Here is a 21,184-nt window from a genome sequence, read left to right as displayed (position 1 = left end):
GGCGGGAACGTCCGCCTGCCGCGGCCCGCGATCCGCTGCTGCGCGGATCCCGGACCTGCGGCAGTGTCGGATCAGGGCTTCTTGAGCAGATCGCGGATTTCGCGCAGCAGCGCCACATCTTCGGGCGTCGCGGCCGGTGCGGCCGGCGCTTCCTCGGCCTTGGCGCGGGCCTTGTAGATGGCCTTGACCATCCAGAAGATCACGAAGGCCAGCAACACGAAGTTGATGATGATCGTGACGAAGTTGCCCCACGCGAAAACGTTGGCGCCAGCCTTGGTAAGGTCGGCGTAGGTCATGGGGCCGTTGTAGCCGGCCGGCATCGACAGAACCAGGAACTTGTTCGAAAAATCGACCGAGCCGCCGAGTATGAAGTTGACCAGCGGCATGACGATGTCTTTGACCAGCGAGTCGACGATCTTGCCGAACGCCGCGCCGATGATGACACCGACTGCCAGGTCCACTGCGTTGCCTTTGACAGCGAAATCTCGGAATTCTTTGACGAAACCAGTCGCTTTGCTCATAAAAGCACTCCCTTCGTGATACGCCCGTGAGTGGGCTGGCGCTATAATACGCGGTTGCTATGTTGTTACAAATTCCCGCGAAGCCGATGCCGCAGAAGTGATGCTACTCGTAGAGCGGGCGCATCAACAAGGATAGGAAGATGAGTCAGGATACGCTGGTGCACGATGATGACGGTGCGGTTGATCCCAACCTGCCACCTGATCCTTCGCGACGTTTCTGGGTTACCACCGCCTGTGCTGTGGGTGGCGTAGCAGGTGTCGCAACGGCAGTGCCGCTTGTGAGCACGTTTTCTCCCTCCGAAAAAGCCCGCGCGGCCGGAGCTCCCGTAGAAGTGGATATTGGCGACATTCCCGTCGGCACCATGAAGACGGTTGAATGGCGCGGAAAGCCGGTCTGGATCATCCACCGGTCTCCTGAACAACTCGCCGGTCTGAAGACCCAGGACGCCTTGCTGGCCGATCCTGACTCCAAACGCCCCGGCTTCACGCCCAAATACGCCGAAAACGAAGGCCGTTCGCGCAAGCCCGAGCTCTTCGTCTGCGTCGGCATCTGTACCCATCTGGGCTGCTCGCCTACCTCGCACTTCGAAACAGGCGGCGGCGGTGGCTTGGGCGCCGACTGGCAAGGCGGTTTCCTCTGTCCTTGCCACGGCTCCACGTTCGATCTGGCTGGCCGTGTCTACAAGAACAAGCCCGCGCCCGACAACCTCGAAGTCCCGCCGTACCAATATCTCACCGACACCCGCATCATCGTGGGCGTCGATGAAGACAACAAGGCCTGACGCTCGCGTCGCGCTTTTTTCCCGAATTACGTAAGTAAAACAAATACGCCACGTATTAGAGAAGGAGCCGTTACATGGCTGGCGAGAAAACCGTCGAGACGACAGGCCTGTTGGGCTGGCTGGACCGGCGCTTCCCGGTGACCTCCACCTGGAAAGCCCATCTGTCCGAGTACTACGCACCGAAGAATTTCAACTTCTGGTACTTCTTTGGCTCACTGGCCCTGCTGGTGCTGGTGCTGCAGATCGTGACCGGCATCTTCCTGGTCATGCACTACAAGCCGGACGCCGAACGCGCGTTCCAGTCCGTCGAATACATCATGCGCGAAGTCCCTTGGGGCTGGCTGGTGCGCTACATGCACTCCACCGGCGCGTCGATGTTCTTCGTCGTCGTGTACCTGCACATGCTGCGCGGGCTGCTTTACGGTTCCTACCGCAAGCCGCGCGAACTGGTATGGATCTTCGGCGTCGCGATCTTCCTCTGTCTGATGGCGGAAGCCTTCTTCGGCTATCTGCTGCCCTGGGGCCAGATGTCCTATTGGGGCGCGCAGGTGATCGTGAACCTGTTCGCGGCCATTCCCTTCATCGGTCCTGAGCTGTCCATCTGGATCCGCGGCGACTATGTCGTGTCGGACGCCACGCTGAACCGCTTCTTCGCCTTCCACGTCATCGCCATCCCGCTGGTGCTGGTGGGCCTGGTCGCGGCCCACCTGGTGGCGCTGCACGAAGTCGGCTCGAACAACCCGGACGGCATCGAGATCAAGCAAGGCCCGAAGGACAAGTACGGCCGCCCGAAGGACGGCATCCCGTTCCACCCGTTCTACTCCGTGCATGACCTGATGGGCGTGGCCGGCTTCCTGCTGGTGTTCGCGTTCATCGTGTTCTTCGCGCCGGAAATGGGCGGCTACTTCCTCGAGTTCAACAACTTCATCCCTGCCGACTCGCTGAAGACGCCTCCGCACATCGCCCCGGTCTGGTACTTCACGCCGTTCTACTCGATGTTGCGCGCCACCACCGACGAGTTCACCTGGGTGCTGGCGGGCGCTTCCGTGCTGGGCGCCATCGCGCTGCTCGTCAAGAGCAACCTGAAGGGCTTCATGCGCATCGCCGTCCCTGGCATCCTGATCGTCGTGGCCGTGCTGCTGCGCGTGATCGACGCCAAGTTCTGGGGCGTGGTCGCCATGGGCGGCACGGTCGTCATCCTGTTCTTCCTGCCGTGGCTGGACCATTCCCCGGTCAAGTCGATCCGCTACCGCCCGACCTGGCACAAATGGATCTACGGCATCTTCATGGTCAACTTCCTGGTGCTCGGCTACATCGGTACGCAGCCGCCCAGTCCGCCGTTGAACATCACGTCGCAAATCGGCACGCTGCTGTACCTGGCATTCTTCTTCCTGATGCCGGTCTGGAGCCGCCTGGGCACTTTCAAGCAAGTGCCCGAGCGCGTCACGTTCCACGCCCACTGAGCCCACCAGATAACGGATTAACCATGATCAAGAAGCTGATTGGTGCCGTGGCCTTGATGCTCACGTGTACCGTTACCCTCGCCGCCGGCGGCGGCTACCCGCTGGACAAGGCCCCGTACCGCGTCAACGACATGTCGTCGCTGCAGAACGGAGCCAAGCTGTTCGTCAACTACTGCCTGAACTGCCATAGCGCGTCCTCGATGCGCTACAACAAGCTCAAGGACATCGGGCTGACCGACCAGCAGATCAAGGAAAGCCTGCTGTTCACCGGCGAAAAGGTCGGCGACATGATGAACGTCGCCATGACCCCGAAGGATGCCAAGCAGTGGTTCGGCACGACGCCCCCGGACTTGTCCGTGATCGCGCGCGCCAAATCCGTGAACGCCGGCCCCTCGGGCGCCGACTACATCTACACCTACCTGCGCACCTTCTACCGCGACACGTCGCGCGCCACGGGCTGGAACAACCTGGTCTTCCCGGCCGTGGGCATGCCCCACGCCCTCTGGGAAGTGCAGGGTCCGCGCGAGCTCACGACCGTCGCCATGCACGAGGTCGAAAGCAAGGGTGACGCCCCCAAAACCTGGGAACGCGTCACCACGGTGTACGATGCACAGGGTTTTTCCACGGTCAAGGCCGAACCGGTAGCCAACTACCACGGCCATGCCACCTTCGATGCCAAATTTAAGGCCGCCAACCCGGCCCAAGTCGCAACATACGACAACGACGTCGCCGACCTGACCGCGTTCATGTCCTGGATGGCCGAACCCGTCCAGACATTCCGCGTCCGTCTCGGCGTCGGTGTCATGTTGTTCCTGCTGCTGTTCTTCCTGGTTACCTGGCGCCTCAATGCCTCGTACTGGAAACACGTGCGCTAACCGCAACGCCCCGCCAGGTTTTATCCGTCCCCGATTGCAATTAGGGACGGAATTGGCGGATAGGGCTGTACGCCTATCCCGCCTGGCAATTGGGGCCAGCGCCTGCTAGATTAAGGCGCTGGCCTTTCGTTTTTCAATAAAGGACTTACCGCCATGATGGTGCTCTATTCCGGAACCACGTGTCCGTTTTCGCAACGCTGCCGCTTCGTGTTGTTCGAGAAAGGCATGGATTTCGAGATCCGCGACATCGACCTGTACAACAAGCCCGAAGACATCTCGGTGATGAACCCGTACGGTCAAGTGCCCATTCTGGTCGAACGCGACCTGGTCCTGTACGAGTCGAACATCATCAACGAGTACATCGACGAGCGCTTCCCGCATCCGCAGCTGATGCCCGCCGACCCGGTCATGCGCGCCCGCACCCGCCTGTTCCTCTACAACTTCGAGAAGGAACTGTTCGTTCACGTCTCGACGCTGGAAGACCGCAGCGCCAAGCCCGACGAAAAGAAGCTGGCCAACGCCCGCCAGAACATCCGCGACCGCCTGGCCCAGCTGGCCCCCATGCTGCTGAAGAACAAGTACATGCTGGGCGAGGAATTCTCCATGCTCGACGTGGCCGTGGCTCCGCTGCTGTGGCGCCTGGACCACTACGGCATCGAACTGCCCAAGAACGCGGCGCCGCTGCAAAAGTACGCCGAACGCATCTTCTCGCGTCCGGCCTACATCGAAGCGCTGACGCCTTCGGAAAAAGTGATGCGTCGCTAAGGCTGTTGCGTGATGGGTGAAACTTCGACCAAACCGTACCTGATCCGCGCGCTGCACGAATGGTGCACCGATAACGGCTACACGCCCTACATCACCGTGCAGGTCGACGAGCACACCATGGTGCCCGTCGCCCATGTGCGCGACGGCCAGATCACGCTGAACGTAGGCACGCTGGCCACCAACCGCCTGACGCTGGGCAACGAATTCATCGAATTCCAGGCCCGCTTCAGCGGCGTGACCGAAAACGTCTACGTTCCCGTGGGCGCCGTCAGCGCCATCTACGCGCGCGAAACCGGCGCCGGCATGGGCTTCGAAGTGCAGCCCTACGAACCGCCGGAAGCAGGCGCCCAGGGTGCGACGGTCCCCGCCGCGCCCGAAGGCTCCGACGCCGACGCCGCCCCCGGCGACGACGGCGGAGACGACGACGAACCCAAGCGTCCGCGCCTGACCATCGTCAAATAAGGCCTCCACGCAAGGTCTGCATTTTTTTCATTACAATGCAGCCCTTCGCGTGCGCCTGGCACGCAGCGCCGGTGTAGCTCAGTTGGTAGAGCAGCTCACTTGTAATGAGAAGGTCGAGGGTTCGATTCCTTTCACCGGCACCAGATTCCAGATGCAGATCCGTCCAGAGACGATCTGAAAAACCCGCACCGGCTATGACGGCGCGGGTTTTTTATTGCCCGAATCCGGCCCTGAACGCCCGGCTCTGAACCCGCTCATGGCACTTGGTCCTATTAACGCGCCGCCGGACTCTGCAACCAGGCCTTTACGCGAAATCGCTGACTACAATCGCGCCAAGTTCCGCCCAGAAGGCACGGTTCCATGCATATCAATCATCTCCCCGGCGTGCGGCAAAAGCGCCTCTGGCAAAAGCGGTGGCCCAGGGAAGTCCTGTTCAACGGCCCGCCCATCCTCGTTGCCGGAACCGCCGCAGTGAAGAGCTGGCGCGAACCGCTCTTGGAATCATGGATGTTCGGCCTGACGGCGGCTACTGGCGTCTGGCTGATTCTGGCTGCGCTGGTTCGCGTGGCTGTGGCACGCGCCGAAGACGACATGGACGGGCCGGACGTCGTCCACGAAGGTCTGGGTGCAGCGGTTTCCACAATGCACACCATGCTTGCCGAATGGTGCAACAAGCGCAAGTGCGGAGCCGACCTGCGCACCACCTTCCACCGTGTCGTTCCTCCCGTTCATGAACCGCGGGAAATCGAGCAGATCATCAACTACGCGGGCGCAGGCGGCGAGGGCGCAGGGCGGACCTTTCCCGTGCACACCGGCATCGCGGGCAGGGCCGTCCGCAGCAAAACACCGCTGGTCATGTCCAGCCAGCACCGAACGGAAGATCAACTCCGTGCGGAGCTGGTGCTTGAATGGGGTTATACGGCGACCCAAGCCCGCCGGCTTGGGCCGGGGCGCTATTCGGCAATGGCGGTGCCTGTCCTGGACCGTTCAGGCCAGCATCCCGTAGGCGTGATTTATATGGACTCGAGCGACCGTGCGCTTTTCGAACGCAACGATGTCGCGGAGATCGTAGGCGCCGGCGCCAAAGCCATCAGCGACTTCGTCACCAAAAGGTATTGATATGACCACTGCCGCCAGCAAGAAACCTGAAGCCTTCTTCAAGGGATCCCGACTCATTTCCAGGCCGGGCGCGGTAATCCAGGTTCGGGAACTGATACTCACGGACTACGGGTTGCGCGCCATTACAAGTGGCAGCACGGGTATCCGGCAAGGAGCCATTGAAGACGCTGGCCCGCCGTCGGCGCTGAAGGGAATGGTTCCCGCCTGACCCCGTTGGTACTGCCCCACCCGGACTGCGTTTTGGTACGGCAAATGCCCGCTGCATGCGCCCGCGCGTTGGTAAGACAGGCAAATATTCGCCGCGTCGACCTCCCGCGCCCACCCCGTTTTGCATTCTTCCGTTTTTTTGTGCATAATTCGCCCCCTCTACCTGTTCCCCGATAGCTCAGTCGGTAGAGCGACGGACTGTTAATCCGCAGGTCGCTGGTTCGAGCCCAGCTCGGGGAGCCAAAGAATGCAGTACTGAAGGGCCCGCAACTTGTTTGCGGGCCTTTTGCATTTGAAAGCGGCTATCCAGCCCATTTGCCGGGCGGCGCGCGGCGTACGATGATGCGCATTCCATCATCACGGTTTTCCACGTCTCCATGCGTTCCGCGCGATCCCTGCCCGCCCTGGTTTCCCTGCGCGCTTTCGAAGCCGCCGCGCGGCGCATGAGCTTTTCGCTGGCCGCGCAGGAACTCTTCGTGACGCAAAGCGCCGTCAGCCACCATATCCAGCGCCTGGAAGCCGAGTTGGGGGTGGCGTTGTTCGAACGGCGTACGCGCGCCGTGGCGTTGACTGCGGCAGGACAGGCCTACTACGAACGCGTGCACGCGGCTTTCGAACTGCTGCGCCAGGGCACCGACGAACTCCGCGCGCCCGCAACGCCGCGCCAGACGCTGCGCGTCGGATTGCTGGCGTCTTTCGCCACGCGCTGGCTGGCGCCGCGCCTGGCGGTGTTTGGCGCGGCCCATCCGGACGTCGATCTGCAATTGCAGCCCGACATCGGTTTGGCTGACGTGGCGGGCGGAGAGGTCGACGTCGCCATCCGCTACGGCCGCGGCGTGTGGCCTGGCGTGCGCTCCCGGCTGATCATGGCGGAGCGGCTGTCGGTCGTCTGCGCGCCCGCGCTGATCGCGGGCAGGAAGCGCCCGCGCACGCCACAAGACCTGCTGCGCTTTCCGCTGCTGGCCTCGCATGCGCGCCATCCCTTCGAATGGGACGCGTGGGCGCGGCATCATGGCGTGGACCTGGGCGGCGTGCAACCCGTGCGCCTGCATGACTACAACATCGTCGTGGAGGCTGCGCTGGCCGGCCAAGGCATGGCGATGGGCCGCCACCGCCTGATCAGCGCCCAGCTCGCCAGCGGGGCGCTGGTGCATGCTCTGCCGGGTACTACGCTGGAGGCGCCGCGCATCGGCTGGTGGTTCGTGACGCCGCGCGGCGCGCTGGGCGAGGCCGCGCAACGCTTCCTTGATTGGCTGTTGCAGGAAGCGCAGGCGCAGGGCGATACGCATTAGTTTTGCTCATGTGTACTGCGCAAAAATTGATTGGTCAGGGTCGGCAGCGGCCGATAGCATGAGGCTTGCCCTTCTTTTCCCATTCAGGAGTCCCTCATGACCCGTTCTATCTCCGGCCGCGTAGCCGAACTTGGCCTGACCCTCGAAGCCGCTTCCGCGCCCGCCGCCAACTACGTGCCTTTCGTGCAGGAAGGCAACCTGCTGTATATCTCCGGCCAGATTTCCCGCAAGGACGGCAAGGCAGCCTATCTGGGACGCCTGGGCGACCAGATTTCGGATGCCGACGGCGTAGAGGCGGCGCGCTTGTCCGCGTTGGGCCTGCTGTCGCAGATCGCGGCCGCCACCGGCGACAAGCTGGACCGCGTGGCCCGCGTCGTGCGCCTGGGCGTGTTCGTGGCCAGCACGCCCGACTTCAACCGCCAAAGCGCCATCGCCAACGGCGCCTCGGACCTGATGGTCGAGGTCTTCGGCGATGCCGGCCGTCACGCGCGCAGCGCCGTCGGCGTGGCGTCCCTGCCGCAGGGCGTGGCAGTCGAAGTCGAAGCGGTCATCGCGCTCACGCAAGCCTGATCCCTGCCGGAGCCGCCATGTCCGCCCCCTTGACCCCCAGCGTCGTGGAAGCGTTGCGCGCCCAGACTCCCGGCGCCCACACCACGGTCCATTTCAATCACGCCGGCGCGTCGCTGCCCTCGGCGGCGACGCTGCAGGCCATCCACGCGCACCTGCAACGCGAAGCCACTCAAGGGCCGATGGAAGCCGGCGTGAGGTCCCGCGAGCTGATTGAGAACGCTCGCACGCTGGCGGCCCGGCTGCTTAACGCGGACCCAAGCGAAATCGCGCTGACGGGCGGCAACTCGCCCGGCTGGGGCGCGGCTTTTGCGGCGCTGGAACCGTGGCGCCCCGGCGATCGCATTCTGGTGGGCCGCCACGAATGGGGCGGCAACCTGGCCGCCATGCGGCTCAGGGCGCAGCGCGCCGGCGCCACGCTGGAAGTCATCCCTTCGGACGATAGCGGCTGCACCGACGCGCAAGCGCTGGAGGCCATGCTGGACGAACGAGTGCGCCTGATCGCGCTGACCTGGCTGCCGGCCAACGGCGGCCTGATCAATCCCGCCGCCGCCATCGGCAACGTGGCGCGCCGCCATCGCATCCCGTACTTCGTGGATGCGGCGCAGGCGGTCGGCCAGTTGCCCGTGGACGTGGCGCAGATCGGCTGCGACGTGCTGAGCGGGGCAGGGCGCAAGGCGCTGCGCGGCCCGCGCGGCACCGGCCTGCTGTACGTGCGGCGCGGCTTCCTGGACCGGCTCACGCCGGCCTTCGTCGACACCCATTCCGCTCCCCTGGGCGCGGACGGCGAGCCCGTGCTGCGCCAGGACGCCGCTCGCCTGGAATCGGCGGAGGCTTCACTGGCGCTGCGCTGCGGTCTGGCCAATGCCTTGCAGGAGGCGCTGGACATCGGTCTGCCGGCCATCCGCGCGCGCATTGACGCCACAGCCCGGGCCCTGCGGACGGAACTGGCAGCCATCCCCGGCATCACCGTGCTGGACCAGGGCCACGAACGCTCTGGCCTGGTGTCCTTCAACCTGGCCGGCCAGGACGCGGTATCGGTGCAGCGCGCCATGGCGGCGCAGGGCATCACCATCGGCAGCAACGGCGTGCCCTATACCCCGCTGGACATGGAGGCTCGCGGCCTGACGCAGATTGCGCGGGCATCGGTCAGCTATCTGACCAACGACGAAGAAATCGACCGCCTGCTGGAAGGGCTGCGCGCCCTGGCCCGCTAGGGCCTGTTCACCCCAAGCAGCCTTGCACAGGGCTCCAGGCGGCGCTCAAGCCGCCGCGCGCCGCGCGAAGGGCGTCCACTTCGTGAAGACCAGCAAGTTGCCCAACATCACCAGCGCCAGGCCCAGCAGGGCCGGCGCTGTCCACTGATAGCCTTCGGCAAACGTGGACACGCTCAGGGCCACGACCGGGAACAGCACCGTGCAGTAGGCGGCGCGAGCCGGCCCCATGCGCCCCACCAGCGTCAGATAGGCCGTGAACCCGACCACGGATCCGAGAATGGCCAGGTAGAGCAGAGCGCCCACGTACGAGGCGGAACTATCGAACTCGAACGGCAGGCCCGCCGCCACGCAACCCGCCAGCAGGATGGCCGCGCCATAGAGCATGCTGTAGGCATTGCCGGTCAAGGGCCGGATGCCGGCGCGCTGCTGCAACGACGACAGCATGTTGCCGGTGGAAAAACAGAACGTGCCCAACAAGGCGAAGCCCAGGCCCAGCAAGGTTTCGTGGCTGGCCTGCTGCCCGGCCAGTTCCGGCCAGAACAGCAGCACCAGACCCGAGAAACCCAAGGCGCCGGCCGCCATCACGCGCGGCGCGACGCGGGTGCCAAACCACAGGCGGGCATTCAGCGCGTTCCACAGCGTGGCCGCCGAAAACACCACCGACACCAGGCCGCTGGGGATCCATTGGGTTGCCGTATAGAAGCACAGGAAGTTCAGGCAGAACAGGCACAGGCCCTGGCCCACGCACAGCCAGTGGCCGCGCCGGTCCATTTTTTGCAGCTTGCGGGTCAGAGCCAGGGCCGCGAACAGGATCAGGCCCGCCAGCGCAAACCGATAGAAGATCGAGACGGGTATGGCCACCACGCCCAGCTGCAGCTTGATGGCGATCCAGGTAGTGCCCCAGATGACGACAGTGAGGAAATACAGGAAAAGATTCACGATGCGGTGCCGAAACAGGGAACGGCGGTCCGGAAAACCGCCCAGGAATCCAGTTTGCGCCCGCCCGGCCAGCGAGGATTGCCGGTTCTTGCGGTTTTCTTCTTCGCGCGCACGCGGCGCGCGCGGGATCGCAGTAGCATTCCACTCATATGCCTACCGTCGCTTCGGCTCCAGCCGATTTCTCCGTCTTCCGCACCCTGGCGAGCTCCACCGCGACGCTGGGGCGGGCCGCTGCGCTGGGCGAGGGCATCGCCATCTCGCAATGGTCGCGCAGCGCGCACGAGACCATGGGCTACGACAACCCCGGCCATCACACCCTGTCGCTCTATCTGCACGGCGGCGACAAGTCGTTCCGCCTGGGCCAGGACCGGCTGCACGGCGGCGCCGGCAAATTCTGCGTGCTGCCCTCGGAGCACTACTCGCGCTGGAGCATGAACGACTCCGTGCACTTCCTGCATCTCTACATCGCGCCGGAACGCCTGGCCCGCGAAGCCGTCATGCGGCTGGACTGCGAGCCTCGCACGCTGGAACTGCGCGACCGCACGTACATCCACGACGACTCGCTGATCGACGTATGCCGGCAACTGCTGGAGACCGACTGGAACCAGCCCGCCGACCGGCTGGCGGCCAGCAGCGCGGCCGAGACCGTGCTGCACCATCTGCTGAACCAAGGCGTGGCGCGCAAGCCTGCGGCAACGCTGCGCGGCGGCCTGGCGCCCGTGGTGCGCCGGCGCATCATGGACTACGTCGACGCGCATCTGGCCGAACCGTTGACGCTGGACGAGCTGGCGGGCGTGGCGGCGCTCTCCACCTACCACTTCGCCCGCATGTTCCACACCTCTTTCGGCGAACCACCGCACGCCTGGGTACGGACACGGCGGCTGGCGCACGCACGCAAGCTGCTGGCGGCCGGCAAGGGCGATCTGGCCGGCATTGCCCAAGCCAGCGGCTTCGGCAACGCCAGCCATCTGGCGCGGGTCTTCCGCGACGCCGTCGGCGTCACGCCGGGACAATACCGCAGCGCGCGCACCAGGCACTGAGCAGCGCTGCGGCCCCGTTTCGCGGCCCGCCCGGTCTACAATGGCCCACCGCCCCCAGGGCCTGACCGTACCGCCGCCCGACGCGATGCCGTCTACGACCTCTCGCGATTCCTCCCCCACGGCTGCCCCCCTCGGCGCCGGCCCCGTGCGCGCGCACTGGCTGGCAGAATTGATCCGCCTGCGTGAAGCGCATTGGGGGCCGCTGGAAGACGCAGACACGGTGCGCCGCGTGCGCCAGCAGGACGGCGATCTGCCGTCACGCATCCTGGCCCGCGCCGAGTTGCTGGCACAACGCGAGAACCTCGTCTCCCTGGTCGAAACATGGCGCCGCAGCGCGCTCGCCATCCTGGCCTTGCTATTCCTGCTGGCCGCGCTTTCCGGCGCGGGCGCGGCGCTGGGCGCGTTGGGCGACGGCTCCCGCGCAGTCAACGTGCTGTGGGCACTGGGCGCCTTGCTGGGCCTGCATGCGCTCACCTTCCTGCTCTGGCTGGCCAGTTTCCTGCTGCGGGCGTCCTCCGTCACGGGACTGGGACGGGTCTGGCTGTGGGCCACCCGCAAGCTGGCGCGCGGCCCCGACAGCGCGCTGGTGCCGCAGGCCTTCCTCAACCTGCTGGCCCGCGCCGGCGCCTTGCGCTGGCTGTTCGGCAGCATCAGCCATCTGCTGTGGCTGACTGCCTTGTGCGCGGCGTTGGCGGTGCTGCTGGCCGTGCTGTCCACCGCCAGCTACCGCTTCATCTGGGCCACCACCTTGCTGGCGCCCGACACCTTCGTGCGCCTGACGCAGGCTCTGGGCTGGCTGCCGGCCCAACTGGGCTTTCCGATGCCAGACGCTGCCATGATCCGCGCCAGCGACGGCGCCCAGGCCCTGCCCGCCGAAGCGCAGGTGCAGTGGTCGCTCTGGCTGATCGGCGTGCTGGTGGTCTACGGCATCCTGCCCCGTCTGCTGGCCGGCGCGCTGTGCGTGGCGGGTTCGCTGCGCGCCTTGCGCGGCCTGCGCATCGATCCCGCGCTGCCCGGCTTCTCCGCTCTGCGCGACCGCCTGGAACCGCCCGCCCTGTCCACCGGCATAGACCGCCCGGTCGATCCCTTGCACGAACCCCGGGTCGGCGCGCCGCCACTCGCGGGCCTGGGCGGCCAGCCCGTGCTGCTGGGACTGGAACTGCCGGCGGACCTGGCCTGGCCGCCCGCGGACATGCCCGCGGGCATCCAGCAGGCCGGCAATCTGGACAACCGCGAAGAACGCAACCGCGTGCTGGACGCATTGGCCGGCAAGGCCGCCAAGCGTCTGCTGATCGCCTGCGACGCGCGCCAGACTCCCGACCGCGGCACGCTGTCGCTGATCGCCGAACTGGCCGCGCATGCGGAACAGACGCGCATCTGGCTGATCACGCCGCATGCGGACACCGTTGCCCCCGCCACCCGCGCGCCGCTATGGCGCGAACGCCTGCTTGCCCTCGGCCTGCCTGCCGACGCGGTGCTGCAAGCGCCCATTGCCCCGCTCTCGTGGCTGGAGTCCGGCCATGGCTGAAGACATCATCAGGATCGCGCTGGTCGGCCACACCAACACCGGCAAGACCTCGCTGCTGCGCACGCTGACGCGTGACACCCGCTTCGGCGAAGTCGCCGACAGCCCCGGCACCACCCGCCACGTCGAAGGCGCGCGCCTGCGGCTGGAAGGACGGGCCGTGCTGGAATGGTTCGACACGCCAGGCATGGAAGACAGCATCTCGCTGCTGGAGTACCTGGAAAAGCTGGACAGCCCGCAAGAGCGCCTGGACGGCCCCGCGCGCATCCGCCGCTTTCTCGACACGCCCGCCGCGCATGGCCGCTATGAGCAGGAGGCGCGCGTGCTGGCCAAGATGCTGGACTGCGACGCCGCGCTGTACGTCATCGACGCGCGCGATCCGGTGCTGGGTAAGCACCGCGACGAACTCGCCATCCTGGCCGCTTGTGGCCGGCCCCTGCTGCCGGTGCTGAACTTCGTCAACGCACCCGCGCACCGCGCCGATGAATGGCGCGCCGCCATGGCGCGGCTGGGGCTGCATGCCGTGGTGGAGTTCGACACCGTCGCGCCGCCGCTGGATGGCGAGCAGCAACTCTACGCCAAGCTCGGCGTGCTGCTGGACCGCCACGCCGCCGCGCTGGCCCGACTGTCCGCCAGCTTGGCCGAGCAGCGTCGGACGCGTCGCGGCTCGGCCTACGAACTGCTGGCCGACCTGTTGGTGGACGTAGCCGCCTTGCACGTCGCCAGCGCCAGCGACGAAGCGGCTCTCACGGCCGCCTCAAGCAAACTGCGCGACCAGGTGCGCCAACGCGAACAGACCTGCGTCAACGCCTTGCTGGCGCTCTACAACTTCCGCGCAGCCGATTTCACCGACGACGCGCTGCCGCTGCAGGGCGAGCGCTGGGGCATGGACCTGTTCCATCCCCAGGCGCTAAAGGACATGGGCGTGCAGGTAGGCATGGGCGCCGCCGCGGGCGCCATGGCCGGCGCGGCGGTGGACCTGTTCAGCGCGGGCTTGAGCCTGGGCACCGGCATGCTGATCGGCGCCGCCGCGGGCGGCCTGTGGCAAGGCGTGGAAAAGCTGGGCAAGCGCGTGGCCGGCAAGCTGCGCGGCTGGCGCGAGATCAGCGTCGACGACGCGGTGCTGCGGCTTTTGGCCTTGCGCCAGCGGCAACTGATCGAAGCGCTTGAGCGCCGCGGCCACGCCGCGCGCGAGCCATTGAGGCTAGATCATCCGGAGGATGACGCCTGGCGCAAGGGACCCTTGCCCGAGGCGCTGAAGGAAGCCCGCAGCCGGCCCGAATGGTCGGCCCTGGGCGCGCCCTACGAAGACAGCGACCGCCGCAAGCGCGTGGTACGCGAATTGGCGAAAACCCTTGCCGACGCGCCGCCTCCCGGCGCTTGAACGCAGAACCCCACGCCTGCGCCGCACGCACCATTCCACGCTGCCGGCAAGCAAGTACTAACCCCAATCCAAACCGATTGACGCTTAAACGAATGGATCTATAACATTCGTTCTGCATCGGCGCGGGTCCGTCCCCGTCATGATAATCACAAGGGGTTGGGTCTATCGTGAAGTCGAAGTCCTGCGCAGTGATTCCCGGCAGCGCCAACACAGGCGGCCCGCGCGCGGTTCGCGCTGCGTATCGCCAGACCCCAATCCGTCTTTCGTCGTAAGCAGCAACGCCATGCCCCGGTTCCCCATGGGGCCGGGGCCCTGTCACTTCTGTCGCGCTATCCGCGCACCACACGGAGCATGAGGGCTATGCGTACTTTTCCCCACCTGAAGCAAGCTGCGCTCGCGGCTGCCGTCGCCGCCTCTCTGGCATTCAGCGCCGGCGCGGCCGCCAAGACCTTACACTGGTCCTACCAAGGCGATGCGACGTCCATGGATCCGATGGCCCTGAACGAAACGTTCACGCTGGGCTTCCAGGGCAACATCTACGAAACGCTGGCCGGCTACGACGGCAACCTGAAGCTGACGCCGCTGCTGGCGGAAAGCTGGGAAAACCCCGAACCCAACAAATGGGTGTTCAAACTGCGCAAGGGCGTGAAGTTCCATGATGGCTCGCCGTTCACGGCCGACGACGTCATCTTCTCCTGGAAGCGCAGCCTGACCCCGGGCTCCGATATGAAGGGCTATGGCGCCAAGGCGTCCGACATCAAGAAGGTGGACGACTACACCATCGAAGTCATCACGCCCACGCCCAACCCCATCCTGCCGCGCGAATGGGTGTTCCTGTACATCATGAGCAAGTCGTGGTCGGAAAAGAACAAGACCACCGAAGCCACCAACGTCAAGGGCGACAACCAGGGCAACTACGCCAACCTGAACGCCAACGGCACCGGCCCCTTCATGCTGACCTCGCGCCAGCCCGACGTGAAGACCGTGCTCAAGCGCTACGACGGCTACTGGAACAAGAACATCAAGACCAACGTCGACGAGGTCATCTTCCAGCCGATCACGCAGGAAGCGACACGCGTGGCCGCGCTGATCTCCGGCGAAATGGACTTGGTGCAGCCGGTGCCCGTGCAGGACTGGAAGCGGCTCGAAGACGCCAAGGGCGTCAAGCCGCTGACCGCGCCCGAAGCGCGCGCCATCTTCATCGGCATGGACCAGGACCGCGACGAACTGCTGTTCTCGGACGTGAAGGGCAAGAACCCCTTCAAGGATCCCAAGGTACGCGAAGCCGTGGTGCTGGCCGTGGACACCAAGGCCATCAACGAGAAGATCATGCGCGGCGCGGCCAAGCCGCTGGGCTCGCTCATCGCCACCGCCATCAACGGCTATGACGAATCCTTCGGCGCGCCGTACAAGCCGGATCCCGAACGCGCCAAGAAGCTGCTGGCCGAAGCTGGCTATCCCAAGGGCTTCACGGTCACCATGGACTGCCCGAACGACCGTTACGTCAACGACGAAAAGGTCTGCCAGGCCGTGGCCGGCATGTTGGCCCGCGTAGGCATCAAGATCAACCTGCTGGCCCAGACCAAGTCCAAGTACTTCGGCAAGATCCTGCTGCAGGCCGGCAACCAGACCAGCATGTACATGCTGGGCTGGACGCCCAGCTCCACCGACGCGCACAACACGCTGCTGAACCTGACCTCCTGCCGCAATGCCAAGACGGCCGCGGGCCAGTTCAACCTGGGCGGCTACTGCAACAAGAAGGTCGACGAGCTCACCGACAAGATCGGCGTCGAAACCGACCAGGCCAAGCGCAACGCCATGATCAAGGAAGCCTTCGAGATCGTGCGCAACGACTATGGCTACCTGCCCCTGCATCAGCAACCCATGTCCTGGGGCGTGAAGGACAACATCAAGGTCATCCAGCGCGCCGACGACGTGCTCGACCTGCGCGACGTCGTCCTGCCGTAAGCGGCCAGCGACGCGCGAGCCCCGGGCGGCGCATGCCGCCCGGGCGCGCCCGGCCCAGCCCCGGTTCCCGCCATCCGCGGGAAACGCGGCCCGGCGTTATCTGAAACCGAGGGCTCCCGATAATGCTTTCCTTTATTGCGCAACGGCTTATCCAGTCGGTGCTGGTGATGTTGACGGTGGCGCTGATCGCGTTCGCCATGTTCCGCTATGTGGGCGACCCGATAGCCAGCATGGTGGGCCAGGACACCACCCCTGAACAACGCGTGCAACTGCGCGAACAGCTGGGCCTGGACGACCCGTTCGTGGTGCAGTACGCGCACTTCGTCGCCAACGCCGTGCGCGGCGACTTCGGCATGTCGTACCGCCATCGCCGGCCGGTCAGCGAGCTGCTCGAAGAGCGCATGCCAGCCACGCTGGAACTGTCCTTCGTGTCCGCCGTGATGGCGCTGGCCCTGGGCATACCCATGGGCATCTATACCGCCCTCAAGCGCCACGGCGTGCTGTCCAAGGCCTTCATGGCGATCTCCCTGGCCGGCATCTCGCTGCCCACCTTCCTGATCGGCATCCTGCTCATCCTGTTCTTCGGCGTGCAGCTGCGATGGCTGCCCAGCTTCGGACGCGGCGACGTGGTCAGCCTGGGATGGTGGACCACGGGCTTCCTTACCAAATCAGGCTGGCTGGCGCTGATCATGCCCGCCATCACGCTGGCGCTGTTCCAGATGACGCTGATCATGCGGCTGGTGCGCGCCGAAATGCTGGAAGTGCTGCGCGCCGACTTCATCAAGTTCGCGCGCGCCCGCGGCCTGCCGGAACGGCTGATCAATTTCCGCCATGCGCTGAAGAACACCATGGTGCCGGTCATCACGATTACCGGGCTGCAACTGGGCTCCATCATCGCCTTCGCCATCATCACGGAAACCGTGTTCCAGTGGCCCGGCATGGGTCTGCTGTTCATCCAGGCCATCAGCATGGTGGACATTCCCGTCATGGCGGCCTACCTGGTGCTGATCGCCTTCATGTTCGTGGTCATCAACCTGGTCGTGGACCTGCTGTACTTCGCCGTGGACCCGCGTCTGCGCGTGCAGAGCAAGTAAAGGACTCATCATGATTGCTCGCATCGCTCCCTTCTTCGCCCGCGCGGCCGACAGCGACCTCTGGCACAGCTTCAAGCGTTCGCCCGGCGCCATCATCGCCGCGATCGTCACGCTGGCCATCCTGCTGGGCGCGCTGTTCGCGCCCGTGGTCGCGCCGCACAACCCCTTCGACCTGGCGTCCCTGAGCATCATGGACGCCAACACGCCGCCATCCTGGGAAGAGGGCGGCAGCCCCGACTTCCTGCTGGGCACCGACGACCAGGGCCGCGACATCCTGTCGGCGGTGCTGTACGGCTCGCGCGTGTCATTGCTGGTGGGCTTCGCTTCCGTGCTGTTCTCGATGGTGCTGGGCGTGACGCTCGGCCTCATCAGCGGCTATGCCGGCGGCCGCGTGGACAGCTTCATCATGCGCATCGCCGACGTGCAGCTGTCGTTTCCGGCCATCCTGGTGGCGCTGCTGATCGACGGCGTGGCGCGCGGCCTGCTGCCGCGCGACATGCATGACCAGCTCGCGCTGTATGTGCTGATCTTCGCCATCGGCATCTCCGGCTGGGTGCAATACGCCCGCACCGTGCGCGGCTCCACGCTGGTGGAGCGCAACAAGGAATACGTGCAGGCGGCGCGCCTCATCGGCATTGGCCCGTTCACCATCCTGCGCCGCCACATCCTGCCCAACGTGATGGGACCGGTGCTGGTCATCGCCACCATCCACCTGGCCATCGCCATCATCACCGAAGCCACGCTCTCGTTCCTGGGCGTGGGCGTGCCGCCCACGGCGCCGTCGCTGGGCACGCTGATCCGCATCGGCAACAGCTACCTGTTCTCGGGCATGTGGTGGATCTCTATCTTCCCCGGCATCGCGCTGGTGGCGCTGGTGCTGTCGGTCAACCTGCTGGGCGACTGGCTGCGCGACGCACTCAACCCCAAGCTGCGCTGAGGATGCCATGGCCCTGTTGAACATCGAAGACATCCGCATCGAATTCCCCAGCCGCCGCGGCACGCTGGTGGCCGTGGACGGCGTCTCGCTATCCCTGGAAAAAGGCGAAATCCTGGGCGTGGTCGGCGAGTCCGGCGCCGGCAAGTCCACCATAGGCAATGCCGTGATCGGCCTGCTGGAAGCGCCCGGCCGGCTCGCCGGCGGCGCCGTGCTGCTCAACGGCGAACGCATCGACACGCTGAACCCGGCGCAGAAGCGCAAGGTGCGCGGCCGCCGCATCGGCATGATCTTCCAGGATCCGCTGACCTCGCTGGACCCGCTGCAGACGGTGGAAAGCCAGCTGGTGGAAACCATGCAGGTACACCTGGACCTGTCCCACGCCGAGGCGCAGAAGCGCGCGGTGCAATTGCTGGCGCAGGTCGGCATCGACCAGCCAGAACTGCGCGTCAAGCAGTACCCGCACCAGTTCTCCGGCGGCATGCGGCAACGCGTGGTGATCGCGCTGGCGCTGTGCTGCGAGCCCGAAGTCATCATCGCCGACGAACCCACCACCGCGCTCGACGTGTCGATCCAGGCGCAGATCCTGGAACTGCTCAAGAAACTGTGCCGCGAAGAGCAGGTAGGCATGATCATCATCACGCACGACATGGGCGTGATCGCCGACGTGACGGACCGCGTGGCGGTGCTGTACCACGGCAAGCTGGTTGAACAGGGCCCCACCTCCAAGATCCTGGGCGACCCCGACCATCCCTACACGCGCAGCCTGATCTCGGCGGTGCCGCGTCCCGACATCAAGCTGCGGCGCTTTCCGCTGGTGACCTACATCGAGGACGTGAAAAAGCCAACGCAGCCGCTGGATCTGGCCACGCACTGGCTGGGACAGCGCCGCGACTTCGGCGCGCGTAGCGGCGGCCCGCTGGTGCAGGTCAACGACTTGAGCATGCGCTTCGTGCTGAAGAGCGCGCTGCTCAAGCGCAACCAACGCACGCTGGACGCCGTCAAGCGCGTCAATTTCTCCATCGGCGAAGGCGAAGTCTTCGGCTTGGTGGGCGAGTCCGGTTCCGGCAAGTCCACGGTGGCGCGGCTGATCTCCGGCCTTTATACGCCCAGCGAAGGCTCGGTCAATTTCGGCGGCACCGACCTGACCGCGCTCAAGGGCGAAAAGCAGCTGAACCCGTTCCGCCGGCAGATTCAAATGATCTTCCAGGACCCGTTCTCTTCGCTCAATCCGCGCATGCGGGTGCTGGACATCGTGGCCGAGCCGATCCGCTTCCACAAGCTGGCGGCCAGCGAGGCGGAAGCGCGCCGCATCGTCGCTGACCTGCTGGACGTGGTCGGCCTGGGCGACCGCGCCGCCGAGCGCTTTCCGCACGAGTTCTCGGGCGGACAGCGCCAGCGCATCTGCATCGCGCGCGCGCTGGCCACGCGCCCCCGCTTCCTGATCTGCGACGAGCCGACCTCGGCGCTGGACGTGTCCATCCAGGCGCAGATCCTGAACCTGCTGAAGGACCTGCAAGAGGAACTGGGGCTGACCATGCTGTTCATCAGCCATGACCTGCCGGTGATCCGCCAGATGTGCGACCGCGTGGGCGTGATGCGCTACGGCGAACTGCTGGAAGTAGCCAACACCGAAGACCTCTTCGAACGTCCGCAGCATCCCTACAGCCAACACCTGCTTGGCCTCATGCCCCGCCTGCAATCCATGTCCCGCGAGGGACTGGATGTGGCGGGGTAGCGCCAGGCGCAACCCGGAGCGAGACATGACGGCGACACGACAGACCCTGTTCATAGGTGGCCAGGTTTTCGACGGCAAGGGCAAGCTGCTGCCCAATCACGGCGTGCTGGTCGAAGGCCGGCACGTGGCGCGCGTGGCGCCGGCCGGCGAATTCTCCGGCTACGCCGGCGCGACCGTGCGCACCGACGGCATGACCCTGATGCCCAGCCTGGCCGACTGTCACGTCCACCTGGTCTACACCGGCGGCGCCGACCCCAACGCACAACTGAGCAAGCAGGGCCCGGCGCAGATCACGCTGACGGCGCTGGAGAACGCCCAGGCCAGCCTGCGCGGCGGCGTCACCGCGCTGCGCGATTGCGGCGGCAAGGACTATCTGGAATTCGGCGTGCGCGACGCCATCGCGCGCGGCGTGTTCCCGGGCCCCACGATCAAGGCCTCGGGCCGCATCATCTGCATGACGGGCGGCCACGGCAACCGCATCGGCCGCGTCGCCGACGGCTGCGAGGATGTCGTCAAGGCCGTGCGCGAACAGGTTCATGCCGGCTGCGACTTGGTCAAGATCATGGCCACCGGCGGCGTCATGACGCCGGGCGTCAGCCCCATGGACGCGCACTACAGCTTCGACGAAATGAAGGCCGGCGTGCACGAGGCCAAGCGCTTCCGCAAGAGCACCGCCAGCCATGCGCAAGGCACGCTGGGCATCCTGAATGCCGTGCGCGCCGGCATCGATTCGATCGAGCACGGCATCTTCATGGATGACGAGTGCCTGCGCGAGATGCTGGACGCCCAGACCTATCTGGTGCCGACCATTGCCGCGGTCCGCAACATCGTCGCCAACGCCGACAACGGCATCCCCGCCTACGCGGTCGAGAAAGCACGGGCGGTGGAACAGCGCCATCGCGAGTCGTTCCAGATGTACTACAAGGCGGGCGGGCGCATCGCGTTGGGCACGGATGCCGGCACGCCGTTCAACCTGCACGGCGAGAACGCCATGGAGCTCGCCTACATGGTGGAGTTCGGCATGACGCCCATGGATGCGTTGATCGCTGGCACCTCGCGCGGCCATGACCTGATGGGCATGGACCAGCACGGCGCCATCGCTGACGGCAACGTGGCCGATCTGCTGCTGGTGCAGGGCGACCCTACCGAAGACATCATGAAGGCGGCCGACAAACGCTTCCATGTGGCCGTGCTGCGCAACGGCGAGGTGGCGGCGGGCGCCTTGCCGCTCTGAACCGCGACGGGCCTGCCGCGCGAGCCCGAAGCCGGCAATGAAAAAGGCCGCCGCGCCC

At 65.7% G+C, this 21,184-nt stretch carries 20 protein-coding genes and 2 tRNA genes; 20 read left to right on the top strand and 2 right to left on the bottom strand.

Going from position 1 to position 21,184, the window contains the following annotated elements; all coding sequences use genetic code 11:
- Nucleotides 1-71: 71 nt before the first annotated feature.
- Nucleotides 72-521 (bottom strand): large conductance mechanosensitive channel protein MscL, encoded by a 450-nt coding sequence (gene mscL, locus AXYL_RS00855; protein ID WP_013390932.1) that lies wholly within the window; start codon nucleotides 519-521, stop codon nucleotides 72-74.
- Nucleotides 522-661: 140 nt separating this feature from the next.
- Between mscL and petA the strand changes: the two genes are divergently transcribed.
- The 12 genes from petA (at nucleotide 662) to AXYL_RS00795 (ending at nucleotide 9,270) form a co-directional block, all read left to right on the top strand.
- On the top strand, nucleotides 662-1,303 hold the full coding sequence (gene petA, locus AXYL_RS00850; protein WP_013390931.1) for a ubiquinol-cytochrome c reductase iron-sulfur subunit: 642 nt from the start codon (nucleotides 662-664) through the stop codon (nucleotides 1,301-1,303).
- A 74-nt stretch (nucleotides 1,304-1,377) separates the two neighbouring features.
- Nucleotides 1,378-2,766 (top strand): cytochrome b, encoded by a 1,389-nt coding sequence (locus tag AXYL_RS00845; RefSeq protein ID WP_013390930.1) that lies wholly within the window; start codon nucleotides 1,378-1,380, stop codon nucleotides 2,764-2,766.
- 23 nt (nucleotides 2,767-2,789) lie between these two features.
- Nucleotides 2,790-3,641 (top strand): cytochrome c1, encoded by an 852-nt coding sequence (locus AXYL_RS00840; RefSeq protein WP_013390929.1) that lies wholly within the window; start codon nucleotides 2,790-2,792, stop codon nucleotides 3,639-3,641.
- A gap of 153 nt (nucleotides 3,642-3,794) precedes the next feature.
- Nucleotides 3,795-4,406: a glutathione S-transferase N-terminal domain-containing protein gene (locus tag AXYL_RS00835; protein WP_006388039.1), complete on the top strand. Its 612-nt coding sequence runs from the start codon at nucleotides 3,795-3,797 to the stop codon at nucleotides 4,404-4,406.
- Between the two features lie 12 nt (nucleotides 4,407-4,418).
- Nucleotides 4,419-4,868, top strand: a complete 450-nt coding sequence (locus tag AXYL_RS00830) for a ClpXP protease specificity-enhancing factor (RefSeq protein WP_013390928.1) — start codon at nucleotides 4,419-4,421, stop codon at nucleotides 4,866-4,868.
- A gap of 67 nt (nucleotides 4,869-4,935) precedes the next feature.
- Nucleotides 4,936-5,011, top strand: a tRNA-Thr gene (locus AXYL_RS00825).
- 217 nt (nucleotides 5,012-5,228) lie between these two features.
- Nucleotides 5,229-5,987 carry a hypothetical protein gene (locus AXYL_RS00820; RefSeq protein WP_013390927.1) on the top strand — a complete coding sequence of 253 codons (759 nt, stop codon included), beginning with the start codon at nucleotides 5,229-5,231 and terminating at the stop codon, nucleotides 5,985-5,987.
- Between the two features lies 1 nt (nucleotide 5,988).
- Nucleotides 5,989-6,195, top strand: a complete 207-nt coding sequence (locus tag AXYL_RS00815; protein WP_013390926.1) for a hypothetical protein — start codon at nucleotides 5,989-5,991, stop codon at nucleotides 6,193-6,195.
- Between the two features lie 166 nt (nucleotides 6,196-6,361).
- Nucleotides 6,362-6,437, top strand: a tRNA-Asn gene (locus AXYL_RS00810).
- Between the two features lie 134 nt (nucleotides 6,438-6,571).
- Nucleotides 6,572-7,486, top strand: a complete 915-nt coding sequence (gene gcvA / locus AXYL_RS00805; protein ID WP_013390925.1) for a transcriptional regulator GcvA — start codon at nucleotides 6,572-6,574, stop codon at nucleotides 7,484-7,486.
- A gap of 96 nt (nucleotides 7,487-7,582) precedes the next feature.
- A complete protein-coding gene (locus AXYL_RS00800; RefSeq protein ID WP_013390924.1) occupies nucleotides 7,583-8,056 on the top strand; it encodes a RidA family protein in 474 nt (157 codons plus the stop codon).
- A gap of 17 nt (nucleotides 8,057-8,073) precedes the next feature.
- On the top strand, nucleotides 8,074-9,270 hold the full coding sequence (locus tag AXYL_RS00795; RefSeq protein ID WP_013390923.1) for an aminotransferase class V-fold PLP-dependent enzyme: 1,197 nt from the start codon (nucleotides 8,074-8,076) through the stop codon (nucleotides 9,268-9,270).
- 45 nt (nucleotides 9,271-9,315) lie between these two features.
- Here AXYL_RS00795 and AXYL_RS00790 read toward each other — a convergent pair whose 3' ends face one another.
- Nucleotides 9,316-10,209 (bottom strand): DMT family transporter, encoded by an 894-nt coding sequence (locus AXYL_RS00790; RefSeq protein WP_013390922.1) that lies wholly within the window; start codon nucleotides 10,207-10,209, stop codon nucleotides 9,316-9,318.
- Nucleotides 10,210-10,358: 149 nt separating this feature from the next.
- On the opposite strand from AXYL_RS00790, the gene AXYL_RS00785 reads away from it, so the two are divergent.
- The 8 genes from AXYL_RS00785 (at nucleotide 10,359) to AXYL_RS00750 (ending at nucleotide 21,126) form a co-directional block, all read left to right on the top strand.
- Nucleotides 10,359-11,249 (top strand): helix-turn-helix domain-containing protein, encoded by an 891-nt coding sequence (locus AXYL_RS00785; RefSeq protein ID WP_013390921.1) that lies wholly within the window; start codon nucleotides 10,359-10,361, stop codon nucleotides 11,247-11,249.
- Nucleotides 11,250-11,334: 85 nt separating this feature from the next.
- Nucleotides 11,335-12,777 carry a DUF2868 domain-containing protein gene (locus AXYL_RS00780; RefSeq protein ID WP_049797890.1) on the top strand — a complete coding sequence of 481 codons (1,443 nt, stop codon included), beginning with the start codon at nucleotides 11,335-11,337 and terminating at the stop codon, nucleotides 12,775-12,777.
- Nucleotides 12,770-14,158, top strand: coding sequence for a GTPase/DUF3482 domain-containing protein (locus AXYL_RS00775; protein ID WP_013390919.1), 1,389 nt, complete (start codon nucleotides 12,770-12,772; stop codon nucleotides 14,156-14,158). The genes AXYL_RS00780 and AXYL_RS00775 overlap by 8 nt, the downstream gene beginning before the upstream one ends.
- Nucleotides 14,159-14,518: 360 nt before the next feature.
- Nucleotides 14,519-16,126, top strand: coding sequence for an ABC transporter substrate-binding protein (locus AXYL_RS00770; protein ID WP_013390918.1), 1,608 nt, complete (start codon nucleotides 14,519-14,521; stop codon nucleotides 16,124-16,126).
- A 122-nt stretch (nucleotides 16,127-16,248) separates the two neighbouring features.
- Nucleotides 16,249-17,220: an ABC transporter permease gene (locus tag AXYL_RS00765; protein ID WP_013390917.1), complete on the top strand. Its 972-nt coding sequence runs from the start codon at nucleotides 16,249-16,251 to the stop codon at nucleotides 17,218-17,220.
- Nucleotides 17,221-17,230: 10 nt separating this feature from the next.
- On the top strand, nucleotides 17,231-18,157 hold the full coding sequence (locus AXYL_RS00760) for an ABC transporter permease (protein WP_013390916.1): 927 nt from the start codon (nucleotides 17,231-17,233) through the stop codon (nucleotides 18,155-18,157).
- A gap of 7 nt (nucleotides 18,158-18,164) precedes the next feature.
- The gene (locus tag AXYL_RS00755; protein WP_013390915.1) at nucleotides 18,165-19,892 is read left to right on the top strand and encodes a dipeptide ABC transporter ATP-binding protein; all 1,728 of its coding nucleotides are present in this window, start codon (nucleotides 18,165-18,167) and stop codon (nucleotides 19,890-19,892) included.
- Between the two features lie 25 nt (nucleotides 19,893-19,917).
- Entirely contained in the window at nucleotides 19,918-21,126 is a 1,209-nt protein-coding gene (locus AXYL_RS00750) for a metal-dependent hydrolase family protein (RefSeq protein ID WP_013390914.1), read from the top strand.
- Nucleotides 21,127-21,184 lie beyond the last annotated feature (58 nt).

The organism is Achromobacter xylosoxidans A8 (assembly GCF_000165835.1).
Lineage (GTDB): Bacteria > Pseudomonadota > Gammaproteobacteria > Burkholderiales > Burkholderiaceae_B > Achromobacter > Achromobacter xylosoxidans_B.
This window is presented reverse-complemented; position numbering and strand designations above follow the sequence as displayed.